Annotated in this window: 18 protein-coding genes and 1 riboswitch; of the genes, 1 reads left to right on the top strand and 17 read right to left on the bottom strand. The window is 50.5% G+C overall.

What is annotated here, in order from left to right; translation table 11 throughout:
• Positions 1–63: 63 nt before the first annotated feature.
• From CXIVA_RS06195 to CXIVA_RS06155, 9 genes are all read right to left on the bottom strand, one after another.
• On the bottom strand, positions 64–1131 hold the full coding sequence (locus CXIVA_RS06195; RefSeq protein ID WP_013977144.1) for an ABC transporter substrate-binding protein: 1068 nt from the start codon (positions 1129–1131) through the stop codon (positions 64–66).
• The gene (locus CXIVA_RS06190) at positions 1128–1907 is read right to left on the bottom strand and encodes an ABC transporter permease (RefSeq protein WP_013977143.1); all 780 of its coding nucleotides are present in this window, start codon (positions 1905–1907) and stop codon (positions 1128–1130) included. Before CXIVA_RS06190 ends, CXIVA_RS06195 begins: the two co-directional genes overlap by 4 nt.
• Positions 1876–2172 carry a thiamine-binding protein gene (locus CXIVA_RS06185; RefSeq protein ID WP_013977142.1) on the bottom strand — a complete coding sequence of 99 codons (297 nt, stop codon included), beginning with the start codon at positions 2170–2172 and terminating at the stop codon, positions 1876–1878. Before CXIVA_RS06185 ends, CXIVA_RS06190 begins: the two co-directional genes overlap by 32 nt.
• Positions 2173–2284: 112 nt before the next feature.
• Positions 2285–2386, bottom strand: a riboswitch (TPP riboswitch).
• A 70-nt stretch (positions 2387–2456) separates the two neighbouring features.
• Positions 2457–3446: a uroporphyrinogen decarboxylase family protein gene (locus tag CXIVA_RS06180; RefSeq protein ID WP_013977141.1), complete on the bottom strand. Its 990-nt coding sequence runs from the start codon at positions 3444–3446 to the stop codon at positions 2457–2459.
• A 110-nt stretch (positions 3447–3556) separates the two neighbouring features.
• Positions 3557–4471, bottom strand: coding sequence for a LysR family transcriptional regulator (locus CXIVA_RS06175; protein ID WP_013977140.1), 915 nt, complete (start codon positions 4469–4471; stop codon positions 3557–3559).
• Between the two features lie 76 nt (positions 4472–4547).
• Entirely contained in the window at positions 4548–5318 is a 771-nt protein-coding gene (gene truA, locus CXIVA_RS06170) for a tRNA pseudouridine(38-40) synthase TruA (protein ID WP_013977139.1), read from the bottom strand.
• A gap of 106 nt (positions 5319–5424) precedes the next feature.
• Positions 5425–6924 carry an AAA family ATPase gene (locus CXIVA_RS06165; RefSeq protein ID WP_013977138.1) on the bottom strand — a complete coding sequence of 500 codons (1500 nt, stop codon included), beginning with the start codon at positions 6922–6924 and terminating at the stop codon, positions 5425–5427.
• Between the two features lie 27 nt (positions 6925–6951).
• Positions 6952–8586 (bottom strand): VWA-like domain-containing protein, encoded by a 1635-nt coding sequence (locus tag CXIVA_RS06160; RefSeq protein ID WP_013977137.1) that lies wholly within the window; start codon positions 8584–8586, stop codon positions 6952–6954.
• A 24-nt stretch (positions 8587–8610) separates the two neighbouring features.
• A complete protein-coding gene (locus CXIVA_RS06155; RefSeq protein WP_013977136.1) occupies positions 8611–9507 on the bottom strand; it encodes a leucine-rich repeat protein in 897 nt (298 codons plus the stop codon).
• Between the two features lie 234 nt (positions 9508–9741).
• On the opposite strand from CXIVA_RS06155, the gene CXIVA_RS06150 reads away from it, so the two are divergent.
• Positions 9742–10650 (top strand): RluA family pseudouridine synthase, encoded by a 909-nt coding sequence (locus CXIVA_RS06150; protein ID WP_013977135.1) that lies wholly within the window; start codon positions 9742–9744, stop codon positions 10648–10650.
• Positions 10651–10762: 112 nt separating this feature from the next.
• Here the strand turns inward: CXIVA_RS06150 and CXIVA_RS06145 are convergent, their stop codons facing one another.
• The 8 genes from CXIVA_RS06145 to CXIVA_RS14480 all read right to left on the bottom strand — a co-directional run bounded on the left by CXIVA_RS06145 (position 10763) and on the right by CXIVA_RS14480 (position 17922).
• Positions 10763–11764 (bottom strand): calcium/sodium antiporter, encoded by a 1002-nt coding sequence (locus CXIVA_RS06145; protein ID WP_013977134.1) that lies wholly within the window; start codon positions 11762–11764, stop codon positions 10763–10765.
• 752 nt (positions 11765–12516) lie between these two features.
• Entirely contained in the window at positions 12517–12963 is a 447-nt protein-coding gene (locus tag CXIVA_RS06140) for a MarR family transcriptional regulator (protein WP_041727668.1), read from the bottom strand.
• 18 nt (positions 12964–12981) lie between these two features.
• On the bottom strand, positions 12982–13884 hold the full coding sequence (gene trxB, locus CXIVA_RS06135; protein ID WP_013977132.1) for a thioredoxin-disulfide reductase: 903 nt from the start codon (positions 13882–13884) through the stop codon (positions 12982–12984).
• A gap of 137 nt (positions 13885–14021) precedes the next feature.
• Positions 14022–14333: a thioredoxin gene (gene trxA / locus CXIVA_RS06130; protein ID WP_013977131.1), complete on the bottom strand. Its 312-nt coding sequence runs from the start codon at positions 14331–14333 to the stop codon at positions 14022–14024.
• 380 nt (positions 14334–14713) lie between these two features.
• Complete coding sequence (locus CXIVA_RS06125; RefSeq protein WP_013977130.1) at positions 14714–15124, bottom strand: GtrA family protein; 411 nt, start codon at positions 15122–15124, stop codon at positions 14714–14716.
• Complete coding sequence (locus tag CXIVA_RS06120) at positions 15096–16088, bottom strand: glycosyltransferase family 2 protein (RefSeq protein ID WP_013977129.1); 993 nt, start codon at positions 16086–16088, stop codon at positions 15096–15098. Before CXIVA_RS06120 ends, CXIVA_RS06125 begins: the two co-directional genes overlap by 29 nt.
• Before the next feature lie 11 nt (positions 16089–16099).
• Positions 16100–17242 carry a DUF6056 family protein gene (locus CXIVA_RS06115; RefSeq protein WP_148267790.1) on the bottom strand — a complete coding sequence of 381 codons (1143 nt, stop codon included), beginning with the start codon at positions 17240–17242 and terminating at the stop codon, positions 16100–16102.
• A complete protein-coding gene (locus CXIVA_RS14480; RefSeq protein ID WP_013977127.1) occupies positions 17161–17922 on the bottom strand; it encodes a DUF6056 family protein in 762 nt (253 codons plus the stop codon). The genes CXIVA_RS06115 and CXIVA_RS14480 overlap by 82 nt, the downstream gene beginning before the upstream one ends.
• Between the last annotated feature and the right edge of the window lie 6 nt (positions 17923–17928).

Here is a 17928-nt window from a genome sequence, read left to right as displayed (position 1 = left end):
GTTATTCTGTTTTGCCGACAGAGTCCTGTTTTCCCGGCAGAGCCCTGTTTTCCCGGCAGAGCACTATTTTTCCGGCAGATACTCATTGGTGAATCCGGTGTTGTCCGGAATACTGCTGTCATAAAATTTGTTTTTGTTGACCCACTGATAGAACCGGTTCCAGCGCTTTGCGTCAAATTCTCCCCAGCGGGACGCGTCCGCCTGGTACTGATCCGCCAGATATTCCTGGCTGGCCTTTACCTGGTCCCCGTTCAGCTCCGGCACTGCCTTGCAGAGAATATCCGCTGCCTTGTCCGGATGTTTGATCGCATAGGTGTATCCCTTGGAAACCGCGGACAGGAACGCTTTCGCCTCGTCCGGATGGTCTTTCAGGAAACTGTCGTTGGCGATGATGACCGGTGAATAGTAGTCAAAGACCGGATTAATATCCCGGAACGCAAAGTAGTTAATATCAAAATTCTGCACTTTGGCGGAAATCCCTGCCCATGCGTAGTAAACCCAGAGGCAGTCGATGCTGCCGGATTTCAGCGCGGATACTTCATCGTCGATGGTTTCCGGAATCATCTTGATCTTGCTGTAGTCGCCGCCGTCTGCCTTTACCACATTCCGGATAATGGCTTTCTCAATGTCCCAGTCCCAGGTGGCGTAGCTGTGGCCCGCCATATCCTTCGGGGATTTGATCCCGGTGCTCTTCTTGGACATAATACCGGATGTGTTATGCTGAATCACGGCTGCCACCGCGGTAATCGGCACGCTTTTCTTTTTGCCTGCCATCAGGGAGGACATGGTGTCCTGGAAGGATACGCCGAAATCGGCTTTTCCGCTTCCTACCAGCGTCTCCGCCCCGTCATCCGGCGGCTGGACGATTTTTACTTTCAGTCCCGCGTCCTTGAAATAGCCCAGCTGATCCGCCACGTAGACACCGGTATGGTTGGTATTCGGCGTCCAATCCAGGACAAAGGTCACTTCTTTCAGATCCCCCGAGGAAGTGCCCTCCGCAGACGCGCTGTTTTCTGTTTTGCCCGCGCTTCCGGACGCGGAAGTGTCGCCAGTCTTGGAACTGCCGCATCCTGCCAGCAGCCCCACGGCCAGTCCTGCTGTCAGAAGCAGGCTGAAAATTTTCTTTTTCATTTCGTCTCATCCTTTCTTGTTTCATTCCATGGCATCATCTTTTTCTGCGCAATATTTACCGCCAGGATCAGCAGCAGACTGATCACGGTAATCAGCAGAATCACCGCAAACATCTTGTCATAGGCAAATGATTTTTTGACCCGGGTCATGTATACGCCAAGTCCCCGGAAGCCTCCCAGCCATTCCGCCAGGACAGCGCCTACGATGGCATATGCCACGGAAATCCTTAACCCTGAGAAAAACTGGGGCAGCGCCCCCGGTATCTTGATGTGCCGGAAAATCTGCCATTTTGTGGCTCCCATGGCCTGGAGCAGATGCACCGCGTCTTTGTCCGCGGAATGAAATCCGTCCAGCACCCCCACGGCAATGGGGAAAAATGAGATAATAATAACCAGCACAATCTTCGGCGTCATCTCATAACCGAACCAGAGCACCAGAAGCGGCGCAATGGCCACCGTGGGAATGGTCTCTGTAATCACGATCAGCGGATACAGCGCTTTGTAGGCGCCTTCCCAGCGATCCATAATACAGGCCGCCGCGAATCCTACCGCCACACCGATGACCAGCCCCAGCACTGCCTCGATCAGTGTAGTGGCCAGGTTCAGCATCAGCACAGAAAAATCTTTTACAAAGGCAGCGATCATCTGCACCGGGGAGGGCAGCATGAAATTCGGCACCACGCCGAAGTACGAGATGCACTCCCAGGCAATAAGAATCACGGCAATCGCCGCCAGCGGATACAGCTTATTCGTGATATTTTCCGATTTTTTTCTCAATGGAAAGTACCTCGCCTTCCGGCTTATAACTTACTTTGATATACGCTGCCACGGAAGGGGCCCCGGCCCGCACCGCGATATGCTGGCATTCCTTGACGATATCCATCAGGGCGTCATAAGGGCCCTCGATCGTAGTTTCAAACGGTCCTACATAATAGTTATAACCGGACCGGGCGATATAAGCGATTACTTCATCTACGATGCGGATCAGTTCCTCGTCGTCCGATGCCTCCGGCAGTGTCTGGATTGCTACACTGGCTTCCATTTTTTCTTCTCCTTTCACGCAAAAGGATCCCCCGCAGAACGAACCGGCCGCCTGTGCCGGACCATAGGTCGGCAGCAGAATCCGCTTCAGAAACTGTGGGGGATCTTTTTTATTTGCATCTGTTATGCTTCCCTACGCTGGAATTATCCAGATCAGGTAATGAGGGTATGCGGGCCTTCCCGCGCTCTCAGCTCTTGCTCCCCTAGCTCTGTTCCGAAAAGATTATAGGCTGTTTGCCGGGAAACTGTCAACGCAGTTTGCGCAGGTATATGAAAAAAGTCCGCTTACCGGCGCAGCACTTCCCTGCCGTACCGGTTCACTTCGTCCATGTAGATGAACCATTTCTCTTCATTCGTGGGAATGTAATAGGGCAGATACCGGCCTTTTCCCGCATAACGGTCCATCGCCGCACGGATCATCGCCCGGGCCTCCGCTTCCGATGTGGCATCCAGATCCAGCTTCTGGTTGTCGATGCCACCCATAAAGGTAATCCGGTCTCCATACTGTTCCAGCAGTGCGTCCAGATCATTGGATACCATCATCGGCTCAATGGCGTCCACGCCGATCTCGGCCAGATCCGGCACGATCTGCATGATATAGCCGCAGGAATGATGGATGTAAAGGCCGCCCAGCTCATGAATCCGACGGGCGTATTTCTCCTCATTCGGCCGGATAAACTCCCGCCACAGCTCCGGGTCAAAGAACATATTGTTATTGGTGCCCCAGTCATCATGCATGTGGATCACCTGGGGCTGCAGATACTGAAAGGCCAGGTCGATGCATTTTAATTTGTAGCTGCACATCGCGTCAAAAAAGGCATGGACCGCCTCCGGAGATTCATAGAAGGCGCACAGGGCGTTTTCCATCCCGATCATCTGATTCATCCGTTCAAACTGGCCGGACAGAAGCAGGCAGGAGACCACGTCTGTCTCCCGATTGACGCCCATGCCTGCGCTCATGCCCTGAAAAATCTGCTCCAGCGGCATAAAGTCCAGCGGCGGAAACTTCACCTTTTCCTGCCAGTCCTCAATGTCGTCAAACAGCATAAAGCCTTTGGCCACCATATTGCCGTTGACCAGTGGATTGGGACCCAGATTGGTCCACTGCACACCCCAGGCATCCGGCCCGGTTCCGTACGGGTCCGGCTGATTGTCTTTTCCGAAATACCGTTCTCCCGGGAATACCACATCCTTCATGACGGAATAAACTTCCGGAATAAAATCGATCGGTTCTCCCTTCAATGCGGCCAGCAATGCTTCTTTTGGTGTCTGCATAACCCCTGCCTCCTTGTCCTGCCTGTCATACTGCTTTGTTTCTGTCTCTATCCTAACAGTTTCCTGCGGCAGAAGGAATCAGTTTCTGTCTCCTGTGCTGTAACCAGAAGTTACATCCCATTCTGTCCCTGCGGAATCGGTTCCAGGTCAAATTCCTCCCGCAGGTCATCCACAATCCCGCTGAGGCCCTTCAGCCTGCTGTCCCGGTGATACAGCAGCGCCGTGTGATAGCGCAGTGCCCTGCCGGGATAGGGAAATCCGCGGACCTGCCCGTTTTCCACTCCGTAGAACATCATGGGAAACACCGCAAACCCCTCCGCCTGCCGCATCAGCACCATCAGGGTCTCAAAATTGCCGACTTCCCTGACTTCTCTGCAGGGGATATTTTCATAAAAATTCTCCGACAGCGGCACATTGTAATGATCCCGGTCCACCTTCAGTTTCAGAAACGTCTCCCGGCGCATATCTTCCAAGGTGATGGAATCCCGGATCGCCCAGGGATGAAGCAGGGACACAATCACCTCTACGTCATGCTCCCCAAAGGAAAGCCCCTCGTATCCGAACAGGTTATCCTGCTCATGCACATTCGTCAGCAGAATGTCCAGCCTGCCGCTCATCAGCTTTTTCCGCCCTTCCTCCAGTTCCAGCATCTCCAGGCTGATCTGATAGCAGGGATAGGACGCCATGAGGAAAGATACCAGCGGCGTAACCATCTCATCCCGCGGCAATGCGGAAAAGATGCCGATTCGGATCTGCTCTTTGCCGTCATGCGCCCGCTGTTTCAGCGTTTCCAGCACCTCGGTGTACTCCCGCTCCACCTTGCCAAGCTGTTCCCGGGCGTATACGCCCAGCCGGGTCAGCTCAATTCCCCGGGAGGAACGGGTAAACAGTTCGCCGCCGATTTCCTGCTCCAGCGCGGTAATCTGCTTCGTCAGCGCCTGGGGGGATACATAGATCTGCTGTGCCGCCCTGGAAAAGCTTTTTTCTTCTGCCGCCCGGAGAAAATAACGTATCTTCTGATTCATTCCGCACCTCCGACTCGCTCCGTCGTAATTTTCCTGTCATCCTGCCGGTATCTGACCGGCCACAGACTGGATTCGCTCAGTCATAGTCCACTTCCAGCAGACACAGCCCCCGGGCCGGTGCCGTGGGTCCCGCCTGGGCCCGTACGCCCGCCGCGAGAATCCGCAGCATGTCTTCTGCCTGCATCCGCCCGGCGCCCACTTCCAGCAGTGTTCCGGTCAGGATCCGCACCATATTCTGGAGAAATCCGGTTCCGTGGAAATACAGCCGTAGATACGGCCATTCCTCCCGGATTTCGATCCGGTCCACTTCCCGCACTGTGGATTTCTTATATCTGGGATTGCCGCAGAATGCCTTAAAATCATGGCGCCCGGTAAGGAACTCTGCCGCCCGGCGCATCTGTTCCACATCCGGCCGTTCTTCCAGGGCCCAGACATACCGCCGGTCAAAGACCGGCTTGCCGGTTCCGTACCAGCAGGTGTAGCGGTAGGTCTTGCCGATGGCATTGTATCTGCTGTGGAACCGGTCGGACGCGATTTTTACCTGATCCACGCTGATATCCTCCGGAAGATACTGATTCAGATACTGTCCGACCTCCTCCGCTGTCCGCTCCGTCCGCAGAAATACATTTGCCGTCATTGCCCGGGCATGGACACCCGCGTCGGTACGTCCGGCGCCGATGACCTGCACGGCGGCCTCTGCCCGCTGCTCCTCTTTCTCCATCACGGACAGCACATGCTCCAGCTTGCCCTGTATGGTCTGTTCATTTTTCTTCTGTCTCTGCCAGCCGGCATACCGTGTGCCGTCATAGCTTATGGTCATGCGATAATTTTTCTTTTCTGCTGCCATCAGACGCTTTCCTTTTCCTTTTTTCTTCTGCTGCGCGCCCCACCGTTTACAGCTGACGCTAAAGCGGGCGGCTTGGACGTTTCAACTTCGTGTGCGCCCCCGCCGTTTACAGCTGCATCACCTGACGGATCTGATCTTTCAGCTCCTGCTGCTGGTCTTTTAAAAGCAGCAGTCTGTTATAGCGGTAGTAGGCGTCATTGCCGCACTCGCTGACATATTTCAGGCTGTAGTAGCCTGCGGACAGTTCGGAGAGAAAGATCACCAGTTCCTGTTCTTCCCCGAATGTCCGCTCCAGAAAGGCAAAACAGTTGGTCAGATGTTCTCCTGCCCGGTCCACTGCCTCGTTACGCTGCTGCTCCCTGGTGTTAAACCACTGACGGATCTCTTCCTCCGCCCCGGCGCCGGAGGCCTGGTCCAGGGCCAGCTTCCGCTTCAGCTCCTGCAGCGCCCGGATCACCAGACGCTGCTCACGTTCCTGCTCCGGCGACAGCAGCCCGGCTTCTTTCTTGCCTGCATAGCTGCGCTCTGCTTCCCGGATCTGTGTCTCCAGCGCGTCAGCCGGCTGACTTTTCTCCTCTTCGCCCAGACGTTTCAGCCGTCCGAAAAGTGCCCGCTGCACTTCCAGTGCCTCCGCGTAACCGCGGAACTCCTGATCCAGGCTGTCCAAAAGCAGGCCCAGGAGACTCAGTTTCTCATCAAAGGGCGCGGTTTTTAAGCTGCTTTCTCCCTCTTCCAGCCGTCCCGCCAGGATCTCCTGCACCTGATAGACCGTTTTGTAACGGTTGTACAGTTCGTAATATGTGGCGTAATCCCGGGCAATCTCCGGATCCTGCAGATACTGCACGCAGAGTTTTTCATCCACCGGCCGCCCCATTTCTTCGTAAACAGTCAGAATTCGGGACAGATCCTCCCAGCCTCTGGCTGTGACAAAATATTTTTCTTCCACATCTGTGCGGATCGAATAAAAGTTCTTATTTTTGATCTCCAGATAGGTCAGGATCGAACCGTGTATCCCGGCCTGACGGGCATAAGCCTTCCAGGCTCCGTAATCCGCCTCCACATTGATCCGTTTGACACGGTCCAGGGTCACCAGGTCAAAATCCCGCACCGACCGGTTGTACTGCGGCGGATTGCCCGCGGTCACCACGATAAATCCGTCCGGCACCTTGTGGCTGCCGAAGGTCTTGTACTGCAGGAACTGCAGCATGGTAGGGGTAAGGGTTTCCGATACACAGTTGATCTCATCCAGGAAGAGAATCCCCTCCCGGATGCCGGAACGCTCGATCTGCTCGTAGACCGAAGCGATGATTTCACTCATGGTATATTCGGTTACGGAATAGGTCTTCCCGCCGTATTCCCGCTGGGAAATATACGGCAGACCGATGGCGCTCTGCCGGGTGTGATGGGTGATGGTATAGGACACCAGATTGATGCCGCACTCTCTGGCCACCTGCTCCATAATCGCGGTTTTTCCGATGCCGGGCGGTCCCATTAAAAGCACCGGCCGCTGGCGCTCCACGGGAATTTCGTAAGCACCGGTTTCATCCTTTTTCAGGTATGCCTGTATCGTATTGATGATCTCTTCTTTTGCTTCTTTAATGTTCATACATGCTCTCTCCATTCTGTCTCCCGGTTATTCTTCCAGATACAGCCGCATGGCCCAGTCCGGCACATCCCCGTCATTCATTTCCTCTTCCGGATGAAAGACAAAGGCGGTGGCATAGTCGGTGGGATGAGTCGGATAAATGCCGAATCCGTCCGTAAAATACAGCAGTCCCTTCAGATGCGGCAGCTGCCCCTGTCTGCGCAGCCGGGCAACATAGGAAAATACCGGCCGGAAATCTGTCCCGTAGCCCCCCTTCATATGAAACCCCTTCGCGTAGGTCTCCATCTGCCGGACATCCGTAATTTTCACATCCTTCTGCACCTGATCGTCACATTCCAGAATCCGGATCTCCACTTTGTGGAAAAAATTTTCCTGCCGGGCCAGCAGGTCCGCCGTATCATTCAGAAATTTCTGCACCAGGCGGTCCTGGCAGGAAGCGGACGTATCAATGGCAATCACCAGTTCATCCACCCGGCGGACTTCCCGGAATTCATTTTCCTCAATCAGCGGGACATTTCCATACAGTTCCATGCCATAGTTGTAAAATCCGTAATCAAAGGAATCCGGATCCACAGAAGCCTCCTCCCGGACAACGGAAAATCTTCGCAGAAACTCCCGGTAATCCCGCCGTTTCCGTGTGGTGACCGCCAGCATCCGGGACAGGCTCCCGGTGTCGGCGGACGCTTCACTTCCCTGCATCTCCAGCTCGGATGCAATCCTTCTGGCATGCTCCTTCCACCGTTCTTCCAGTTCTGTCCGGCGCAGCCCCGGCGGGACAGTCCCTCCGTCTGCCGGGGCCCGGTGATTCCGGTCTGCGGAGGCATTCTGCTTCCGCCCGTCTGCCGGTTTTCCCACCGGATCCCGGTCGGCTCCGGACTTCTGTGGAGAGTCCCCCTCTCCTGACGGCTGTTTTTCCGAATCTTCCTCTGTTCCAGACCTCTGTGAAGAATTCTGTTCTTCCGATGATCTGTCCGCTCCAGACCCCGGCCGGGAATTCTCTCCTGCCGTTTTCGGTTCCCCCGGACCTCCATGATCTCCGGTCTTCTGCGGATCATCCCCGCCTGCCTCTTTCTGTTCCGGCCGGGGGCCTCCACCTGGCTGTCCCTCTCCGGCCTTCTGCTCCTCCAGACGCTCCCAGAAGGAATGGTCATCGGTCTGAAATTCCTGCTGCAGCTTAAGATACAGCGGATAATCCTCACGGCAGCCCAGAAAATACTGATAGATTTTCTCCGCGGTCAGGACCCGTACCTCCGCCTTCAGCCGGGCATACCACTCTTCCCGAAAATCCGACGGCGTCCTGCGGACCGCCGGACTTTCCATCGTATCCAGCACCGATTCTGCCGCGATGTCACAGGCCAGGTTCCACAGATCTTCCCGTTTCTGTGTGCCGGCAGCGCTCATATGCCGGAACAGGCAGTGCAGAATCATATGCACATACGCCCGGTTCAACATATACGGATGCTCCAGATAGACTTCCATCACCCAGCGGGGATTAAAACGGATGGTTTCTCCGTCGGTTCCCACGGTCCGGGTGGACAGATCCGCCTCATAGCCCAGACTGTCCAGCGCCATGCCGAAGAAACGCATGGACAGATACAGCTCTGTCCGGGACGCGTTCCATATCTTTTTTCCGATTGCCTCCAGCTGCTCTCTGGTGTTCATGCTTCCTCCTTACCGGCTGCCGTCTTACAGGGAAAAAGTCTCCCGCTTCCTGCCTCCGGCTCCTTTCCTGCGGTCATATTCCATCAGCAGACCGCAGATCTCTGTCTGTCTTTCCCGGGAAGCCTCCCGGATCCCATACTGCACGGCCTCTTCGGCCAGCAGCTCCATCCGCGTCAGCACGCCCGTCCGCTCGCTGTCTCCTGCCCCAATCAGGATCCGCAGGGCGTCTATCCCGTGTTCCCGGAGAAAATCCCGGTACTGCTCTTTTGCTTCTTCCAGCAGTTCTTTTGGATACATCAGGCGGTTGAGCGCGATCTCCACCGCAGTGTCCGTATCATAGCTGGAAATCCGAAAAAACAGCCGGTCATACCCGCGGAAATCAATTCCGTCCCGGGAGACACATTCACGGAAGGGATATCCGGCTCCCTCGATTTTGTGATGAATCGCCCGGGCCATGGTATCTTCCTGAAAGTTGTATACATATTCCGGAAACGTCAGACGCACCGTTTCCCGGGACTTTCCATCCTCTATTTCCAGCTGAAACGTCACCTGGCGGTCATTGTCTCCCAGAAGCTCATGCAGAATCCGGTAGTTTTCCCGCTGCATCGTAACCGATATTTCCGACAGGTTCCGGCACTGCCGGATCACGCCGTCATAGTAATCCTCCACACTGTCCGTCATGCTCAGCCGTTCCAGACGGGGACAGTGATAAAAAGCAAACCCTTTCAGCTGTCTGACAGACCCGGGAATGCGGATTTCCCGGAGATCCTCCCGGCGGGAAAAGGCATTGGATCCCACGCTCCGCACAGGGATTCCGTCGACTGTCTCCGGAATCACCAGCACTTCCGTTCCCGGATCCGCCCCGGTAATCTCCATATATTCCCCGTCTTTTCCCTGTCTTTTTTCCGCTGTAACTGCCACTTTTTCCTCCCGGCGGTAATTTTCCGCCTGTATTCCGCCCCAGAACTGATTCTCTGACCGCAGCGCTGACTCCCTGGCCGCAGCGCTGATTCCCTGGCCGCAGCGCTGATTCCCTGACTGCGGAACTGATTTGCCGGCTGCAGAACCGGTTCCCGCGCTCTGTCTATTTCCTGAAAAATCTGCTATAACTGTTATTAGCCCAACGAACAGAACTCATTCCAGAAAGGATCTCCCATGGAACGCATCTTTACTTACACGATCCCCGCGGAAGCAGACGGAATGGACACTGCTGCCTTCCTGCTGTCCCGCAGCTATACCCGGCAGATTCTCATCGGACTCAAGAAAGATGAGCGGGGCATTACCGTCAACGGCGCCCACGCCGGTGTCCGGAGGATTCTGCATACCGGAGATGTGCTGCAGACGGTATTTTCGGAAGAAGCCTCTCCGGGCGTCCGTCCGGTGTCTCTTCCCTGCCGCATCCTCTATGAAGACGAGGATCTGCTGCTGGCAGACAAGCCCGCCGATATGCCGGTTCACCCTTCTGTCAACAACCATGACAACACCCTGGCCAACGCGTTGGCTTGGCACTATCAGCAGGCCGGCATTCCCTTTACCTTCCGCTGCATCACCCGGCTGGACCGGGATACCACCGGACTGGTGCTCCTTGCCAAAAACAGGCTGGCCGCTTCCATCCTGAACCGTGCCCACGCAACTATACAAAAAACCTATCTGGCGATCTGTCAGGGACGGATCCCCTGCGCCGGTGTCATAGATGCTCCCATCGCCCGGGTACAGGGGTCTGTGATTGCCCGCTGTGTTGACTTTGCCCGGGGAGACCGGGCGCTGACCCGCTACTCCCGGCTCTTCTATGATCCGGAAAAGGACCTGTCCCTGGCACACCTGATCCCGGACACCGGCAGAACCCACCAGATCCGCGTCCACATGCGCCATATCGGGCATCCGCTGATCGGCGATTTTCTCTACAATCCGGGAAATACCGCCCTGGGCCGCCAGGCGCTCCACTGCTTCGGCCTGGACTTTGTCCATCCGATCACCCGTCAAAAACTGCACCTTTCTTCCCCGCTGCCCGAAGATATGCGCGGCTGTCTTGCCGCAGTTCCCGCTCCGTTCTCCGGCCGCTGAAGCGGCACGGTCCGCAGCCACACGGTCTGCGGCCGCACGGTTCCAGAATGCACGTCGGCTCTCTGCGGCCGCACAGTTCCGGGCTGCGCGGCCTGTATCAGTCCTGTGTCAGCTACCGGAGACAGATATAGACCATATCCGCCGCATAGACCAGAAGCATCACAATTCCCTCTTTGCGCACAATTTTTCTGGAGCTGGCAGCAAACATCCATACCAGCAGGCTGGCCCCAAGCAGAATAATCGTATCGATCATGTTCTCCGTGCCGTATCCCATGGGGCTGATGGCTCCGGATACGCCCAGAATCAGAAAAACATTAAAAATATTGGAACCCAGCGCATTGCCCAGCGCCAGGTCCACCTCGTTCTTCCGGGCGGCGGTCACAGAAGTCACCAGTTCCGGCAGACTGGTACCGATGGCCACAATCGTCAGGCCGATAAGGTTCTGACTCAGTCCGAACTGCGCCGCAATGGCACTGGCCGCGCCTACCACCCAGTCTGAGCCCAGAATGATTCCCGCGATTCCCAGACCAATATACAGAATGCAGCGCCATACCGGAATCACCCGGATATCCTCGCTGACTTCCTCTTCTTCCAGCTCCAGTTCCGCTGCTTCCGGCGAAAACTCCGTCAATGCCGCTTTTCTGGCCTTTAACGCAGAGCGCACCATCAGGATCAGAAAAATCACAAACAGCGCGCTTAAGATCACACCATCCGCATGTCCGATGGTCATTCCGCCGATCCCCAGCGCAAACAGAAGGATGGTGCTGATAACAGACACCGGGAAATCTCTCTGCAGCGTATTTTTCTGTACCGTTACCGGTACAATCAGCGCGCAGACACCGATCACCACCGTCAGATTAAACAGGTTGGAACCCAGCACATTGCTGACCGCCAGTTCATTGTTGCCTGCCATGGAAGCGGTCAGGCTGACGGCCAGTTCCGGCAGGCTGGTGCCCATTGCCACAATGGTCAGGCCGATGATCATGGCCGGTACATTCAGCTTTTTCGCAATGCTGGAACTTCCCTCGACAAACAGATCGGCGCCTTTGATCAGTAAGACAAAACCGATCACCAGAAATACCACTGCCAGCAGCAGATGATTCGAAAAATCCATATACGTTCTCTCCTCTTTTCAGATCTTAATTCTGCCCGGATCCGGACAGAAAGCGGATCTTCCGGCTCTTTCGCTTTCTGCGCAGAATCCCGCCGGAAAATCTTATGAGAGATATCATACCACGGAATTCAATTTTGGGACAATGAAACAATCAAAAAAAGAGCTGCCCGGTTTTCTCGTCACCAGACAGCTCTATGAATGAAATTCTAGAAGCTTCACTATATAACCTCTCTTTCTATGGATTTTTACTTAACAGCTATGGACTTCTTCCTTTCATAACGGATTCCTCTCCTTGATACAAGATCATTGTCAACATCCCGATTCATCATCAGAACTCTTGTCATTCTCTTGTCAAACAATTCATCCCATTGGTCCGGTCCTCCTGTCAAGTAGTACAAAAGATATAGTAGACGTCTTTTTGAAAAAAGTTATCTCTGTTTCTTTTGTGACTTTATTGTATCACCATAAAAACAAGATGTCAAATAGTTTTCTATTATTTTTTATTTTATTTTTAAGTTGTGTGTTTATTATATTATTATCTTTGTTTTATCAGTTATATTTCGCATCCACCGTCTCAGATCTGCTCCGCTCCGGCTGATCCTTTCTTTTCCGGATCCCTCGTTATCTGGATTCCTTTTTCCGAATCCTTCTGTGCGAATCCCTCATTATCTGGATTCCGCTTTCCGAATCCTTCTGTGCGAATCCCTCGTTTCAGATTCTTCTTTCCGAATCCTTCTATTCGAATCTCTTGTTCAGGATTCCTCCAGTTTCAAAATGCGGTACAGCTGATCATGGAGACGCACCATGTCTTCCCGTCTCATATGGAGACAGCCTGCCAGCTCCAGGGGAATATTTTTCACCTTTTCTTTCATGGCCCGTCCCTGGTCCGTCAGGGAGATAAGTACCACCCGTTCATCCTCTTCGCTCCGGCTTCGGGTCACATACCCGGCTTTTTCCATTTTTTTCACTAACGGCGTCAGGGTTCCGTTGTCCAGGAACAGCTTGCTGCCGAGCTCGCCCATGGAAATGCCGTCCTGCTCCCACAGCACCAGAAACACAATATACTGGGTATAAGTCAGTCCCAGTGGTTTTAAGTAGGGTGTATATCTGCCGGTAACCAGCCGGGCTGCCGCATACAGCGGAAAGCACAGCTGGTTTTCCAGTTTTAATGCTTCATCGGGATTGTATTCCTGTGTCATCACTATCTGCCTCTTTCTCTATCCGATATATGCGGCCGCTGCCAGGGCCGCCACTGCTCCGTCCGCCGCCGCGGTGGTCAGCTGGCGCACATCCTTGGTCCGGCAGTCACCCGCGGTAAATACACCCGGGGTATTGGTCCGGCAGTCTTCTCCGGCCTGGATATATCCTTTGCCGTCCAGATCGGTAATATTGGAGAAGACATCATTCACCGGCATCTGACCGATGGCCACGAACAGTCCGTCCACTGCCAGCTCCGTCAGTTCCCCGGTTTTTACATTGCGCAGCACCAGCCCTGTCAGCCGATCCTCCGCCTTCAGGGAATCAATGACAGAATCCAGTAGAAAGACTACATTGTCCCGTTTTCTCAGACGCTCCACATCCTGCTCATCCCCGCGGAACTGATCTCTCCGATGAATCAGGTAGACTTTCTCGCAGACATTGGACAGATAAGCCGCGTCTTCCAGTGCCGTATTGCCGCCGCCGTAGACCGCGGTCACTTTGCCGCGGTAAAACATTCCGTCGCAGGTCGCGCAGTAGGAAATGCCTTTCCCGATCAGCTCTTTCTCCTTCTCCAGTCCCATGGGCCGGTTCTTTGCTCCGGTGGCCAGGATCACTGCTTTGCAAGGGTACGCATTCTGCGCGGTATGCACCACTTTGTGATCCCCCAGGTCCTCCACAGAAGTCACTGCCTCATAGGCCAGTTCCGCGCCCAGATCTGTCGCCTGCTGCTGCAGACCTGTCACAAATTCAAATCCGCTGATATGAGGGATTCCCGGATAGTTCTCTATTTCCGGCGTATTCAGAATCTGTCCGCCGATCATATTTCCTTCCAGAACCAGCACACTCTTGCCGGCCCGTACTCCGTAAATTGCCGCGCTCAGTCCTGCCGGACCGCCGCCGATGATAATAATATCTTTCATTCTGCTGCACCATTCCTTTCTGCATTCCAAAACTGTCCGCCGGAACTGCCGCTCTGTTCTGAAAAATCCCGGCGCCCTGTCCCGTTTTTCCCGGGAAGCGCCGGGATCTCTCCCATACGGTACGTTCCTTCTGATATTTATGCGTTCACCAGTTCCAGAATCTTTTCTTTCGGAATAAATCCGACGCTCCGGTTCACTTCCTTGCCGTCCTTGTATACAACCAGGCAGGGAATGGATGTGATGTTGTGGGACACTGCCAGATCCATCTGGTCCTCTGTATCCACACTTGCCACCTTGAAATCAACCGCTTCCTCTGCCAGCTGATCAATGACCGGCGACAGCATCTTGCAGGGGCCGCACCAGCTTGCCCAGAAATCAATGAGAACCGGTTTGTCTGACTGTAATACTTCCTGTGCGAAATTCTCTTTTGTTAATTCAATCTTTGCCATAGTGATGATCTCCTTTCATCTGTCTGTCGGACTGCCCGGCAGCCGCCGTCCGGTGAAAAAATGCAGTACCTCCGATCTGTGAGCGATTGTTTTCTGCCGATGTTTCCTGAGGAACTTTCGGTGGCTGCATTTGCGTTTCTTTTTTCTATGGTTCAATTATATTTTACTCAATATAGTTTGTCAATATTATTTTTCAGCTTGTGCACTACTTATAGTTTTACCTATTTGTTTTCAGGCTCTAAAGGTTAATGCGCATAAGATAAATACAATATTTTTATTTTCCGAGAAGATGTAAACCAATAAAATAACAGCAGCCTATTGTCAGTAAAACTGCCAGCAGATCCACCAATTCCGGATCAGTGTTCCTTCAGCATAATACCTTAGGTAGTTTTCTTAAAAATTAAAAACTTACTTGCTACATAATTCAGTATAATAACAACAACATTTGCAAGAGTCTTTATCATCACATCATTGAATCCAATGATATCTACAAATATAAACATACATGCCCAATCTATGACTCCTGTAGCAAGCCTCGCACCAAAAAACATTACCATTTCTTTAGCAATTGCTGTCGTTCCAGTCGCTTCGCTGTGGAATACCCATTTTCGATTGGTAAAATAAGCAAACAGCACTGACAATATCCATGCAATCACTGTCGCCGGCATAACCGGCATTTTGATCGGATGTGCCATCAGCCAATACGACGAAATATTTACAAGTGTTGTTAAAACACCAAAAACTCCGTATGGAATAATATCCTTATATTTTTCGATCAGCTTTTTTAACATCTTTTTTCGTTTCTACCCATTTTTTCTCCGGCTTAACTTTTTCACTCACCAAAAAAATCGGTCTATTTTTTACTTCAAGGTACGTTTTGGCAAGATACTGCCCTATAATTCCTACACACAGAAGTTGTATTCCACCAATAATAAGTATAATACAAACCATACTTGGCCATCCTGGTGTCGGATCACCAAAAATAATTTTTCGGATAATTATAAAAATAATCATCAATAATGCAATGATACAAAAAATAATTCCAAAAAAGCTTGCAAGCGCAAGGGGCACCGTGGAATACGCAACGATTCCATCTAATGCATACCGAAAAAGTGACCAAAATGACCACTTGGTTTGTCCATATTTTCGCTCCACATTTTCAAAGTCAATCCACTTAGTCTTATACCCAACCCACGAGAATAGTCCTTTAGAAAATCTATTATATTCTGTTACCTCCAGTATAGAGTCTACTACTTGTCGAGTCATTAAACGAAAATCGCGAGATCCATCAACAATCTCTGTTTTTGAAAAACGATTAATCAAATGATAAAACCTTTTTGCAAACCAACTACGAATTGGTGGTTCTCCCTCCCTTGTGGTTCGCCTTGTTGCAACTTGATCGTAGCCTTCCATAATGTAAGAGAACATTTTCGGTAAAAGAGATGGAGGATCTTGTAAATCTGCATCCATAATGGCAACATAATCTCCATTTGCTTCCTGCAATCCGGCGTACATCGCAGCCTCTTTTCCAAAGTTTCGTGAAAAAGAAATTAATCCAACTCTACTGTCCTTCTCATTAATTTCCTTTATCTTTCGAATTGTTTCATCCTTTGATCCATCATCTACATAAATAAGCTCATATTCTAACTCATTTTTCTCAAAGAAAGATCTGTTTTTCATAAATTCTTCATAAAAATATTCCACATTATCCTGTTCATTAAAACATGGAATAATTGCACTTAATAGTTTCGTCATACTCAGCTTCCCTATCTAATCACACGGTCTTTTGCTACATTAAGTAAGACATAATCACATACTGCATTATTTTCATCAAATGATATTACCGCAGAGTTATTTATGTAATTATCACTCCATGTAAAATCTGCAGACGTGAAGGATACCTTTTTACCCGAAAATATTACTTTTACAACAGTTTTACCTATTTTCAATGACGGATTTTTAATAAGTGTTGTTTTCGGTATAGATATAACTTTCTTATTTTCAACTAAAAGCACTGCAAAATTTGATGGATTATTGATTCCGTTTTCTTTTAAAAATGTTTTTAGATCCTGTGGCAAATGTTCTCCTAAAACAATCATATTCGTTAATCCTGTTTGTTTTAATCCTTTTTTTATGTAGTCAGACCTATTTGTAATATTCATAAGTGATGGATTTCCATTTTGATAAAAATGTCTCCATCTTTCTCTGTCTGTAGCAACAACTGATTCTGTATGAAAATAATTGTTGAAACATGAATTGGTCCAATACGTTGGATCTGCTGAAATATCCAGTAACCCATTGAAAGGATTCCAGACAGAATCCTGTGTACGTTCAATTAATGGAATAGTCGGATTTTTATTTCCTTTAGCACTTTGCTCAATCGTATATCTCTGCCGAATAGTCTCCTGTTGATAAAGAGAAACTACTCCGATACCGGAAAGAATCCCTTGCAATATCATAAAAAAGACCACTACAGATGATATAACAGCAGAAATTTGAAACCCCGTTCTATTTTCTATTAACTCCTTTACTAAAATTAAAACTGCTATGATAAAAAAGAAGGAGGATCCAAATAATCCACGATGAAAAAACGGAGACTGACCTGTAGCTGAATATGCTACGGTTACCAACAATGAAACCACTCCATAGAGCATTGCTGCCTTAAGACCTTCTGTTTGTTTTATTACAATCAATACAGCAAACAGTGCGATAAAACAAATCAGAACATACCTTAACCCCGGATAACCAATATAAACTTTTATAATTCCAACAATGTCCTTTGCAATATTTTCGATCGTATTAGAAGTATGTGCCATTGGTGTATGAGCTATATCTTTGGCTTGGCGAATATAATTGGGGCTAATATCATAGCTGCAAATCCAAGAATGGATGTCCCTAACCCTGTCCATAAAAATAGTGGCACTCTCTTTTTATGAATAAGCAACTGTATCACAAATATTACTTCTAAAAAGATTAATCCGCCTGCCGTATTCTCATTCGTCCAACCTGCAATAATTCCCAAAAAGGACAGGAAAAAAAACAATACTTTGTGTTTTTTATAATAACCTATAACATCCTCGTTCTGAGTTCTGCAGGCTCCATCTGAATAGCATCTATAGGGAAGGAGAAACGCTAGAATAAATACACCATTCCATAAATAATTAGCTGCTCCTGATTCCCAAAGAATCACCTGGCCAAAATTTGGAATATTAAAAAATACTAATATCTGTGCAATTAGAAAAGATAAAACTACTTTTTCCTTTTTCGGTTTCTGTGCGCCAAAAGAATGTCTGCAGAGCAGATAAATAAACAACACATACATCCCTGCATTAACTATATTAAACACTCCCTTAGGGAGTCCTAAGAAAAACGAATTGTTAAAATCCGCAATCGCCCTACCTGACCAGGAAAAATATCGTCTTTTAATGTAAGAAAATAATATTGTAAAATCAATACCATCCGTCACTTTCTGTCCCAGGTCATCAACAATCCTTGGTGTAAAGAAATTTGCAACTAGCATGATTATCAATAAAATAATAATGTGAATTTTTATATTTAAAGTAAATATACTTTTTATACTATTTTTCATTACTCT

This window comes from Clostridium sp. SY8519, from assembly GCF_000270305.1.
Classification (GTDB): Bacteria; Bacillota; Clostridia; order Lachnospirales; family Lachnospiraceae; genus SY8519.
The sequence above is the reverse complement of the archived record's forward strand: the minus strand, read 5'-3'. Positions and strand labels throughout refer to the sequence as shown.